Source organism: Pseudomonas faucium, from assembly GCF_021602585.1.
Lineage (GTDB): Bacteria > Pseudomonadota > Gammaproteobacteria > Pseudomonadales > Pseudomonadaceae > Aquipseudomonas > Aquipseudomonas faucium.
The window spans coordinates 1-1190 of the sequence record NZ_BQIP01000059.1 but is presented as its reverse complement, the minus strand read 5'-3'; the positions used below and the strand labels follow the sequence as shown (position 1 = coordinate 1190).

General features: G+C 55.3%; 1 protein-coding gene. It reads right to left on the bottom strand.

Annotated features, from left to right (window positions below; genetic code table 11):
* Window positions 1–11 precede the first annotated feature (11 nt).
* Window positions 12–974, bottom strand: coding sequence for an IS110 family RNA-guided transposase (locus tag L6D75_RS27145; RefSeq protein WP_176517365.1), 963 nt, complete (start codon window positions 972–974; stop codon window positions 12–14).
* Window positions 975–1190: the final 216 nt, after the last annotated feature.

Genomic DNA, 1190 nt, shown 5'->3' with positions numbered 1-1190 from the left:
TGTGGGAGATTCTATGGTTGGGGGCAAAGTTTTTTGCCCCCGTTACTGATGTATTCGCTTTGGTTTTTCATCAGGGCGAACGCAATTCTGGCTAATTTCCGGGACAGGATGACGAGGGCCTGCGTGGTTGCCTTGCCTGTGCCGCGATAGTGCTCGTACACCTCCTTCCAGGCAGCAGTTCTGCTAGCCGCCATTGCTGCGTTATGCAGCAGCCGGCGCACTTCCGAGCAACCTCGTTTGGTCAATCGTCGGCGCCCGGTTTTCTGCCCTGAGTCCGTCACTTTCAGGTCCATACCTAGAAAAGCGATGTACGAATCGCTGCGGCTGAACTCCCCTCGGATGAATGCCGTGACCAAGGCAACGGCTGTCAGGAAGCCAATACCTTCAACTTTCTGGCATCGCGCTACCTGTTCGGCCAAGCCGGCCTCTCTTATCAAAGTTTTCAAGCGCTTCTGGATCATCAGATCCATCGAGTCGAAATGCTTGGTAAAGCTGGTGAAGGCCTCTTTGAGGGACATTTCGTTGCCCCAGCTTTGCGTCAGGCTTACCCGCGCCGAGACCAGTGCGGCTCTGCGCCGGAGCAGGCTTTGAAGCTTGCCGTAGACGGCTGGAGGAGGTGACCAGGGACGGAGAGAGCTGCCCTCTCGGTCAAGGAATCGGGCTAGCAGGCAAGCGTCCGAGGCATCGGTTTTTGCACGCCCGCCAATTCCTTTTCGGTAGTTGCTGAGTTGGAACCCATCAACGACATAGACCGCGAAACCTGTTTCGTAAGCCATCTCAACCAGGTCCAGATGGTAAACATTGGTGGCTTCAACGCAGATGGCAGTATTGGCGGGCTGAAGAGCCAGCCACTTTCGGATTTCTGGCTTGGTATTTCTAAACGAGTGCTGCTGTGCGGTTTCTTCGTAATAGCTAACCAGCTCAACCTTGGCGACATCGACGCCGATGATGAACTTCTCCACTCGCATTGCCATCGCCTGAACTCCCACGGTATGGTTTTCGAACTCGAAGGGGTTTCACCAAGAGGCGCTGGCTTGCTTCTATCGTCGCTTGCAAACGATGCATTCTTTATCGGCGCTTTGGTGAAGGGGTGGGGCGAGGTCTCCCACGGTCTGTACTGCGGCTAACAGTCAGAATCGGCTTTGTCGTCCCACCACCCCTTCGAGTATCACCATACAAGCCGGCTTGCC

What these genes read in the sequence shown, in the direction of transcription:
- L6D75_RS27145 (WP_176517365.1), bottom strand. Translation starts at nt 974, where the DNA reads ATGGCAATGCGAGTGGAGAAGTTCATCATCGGCGTCGATGTCGCCAAG.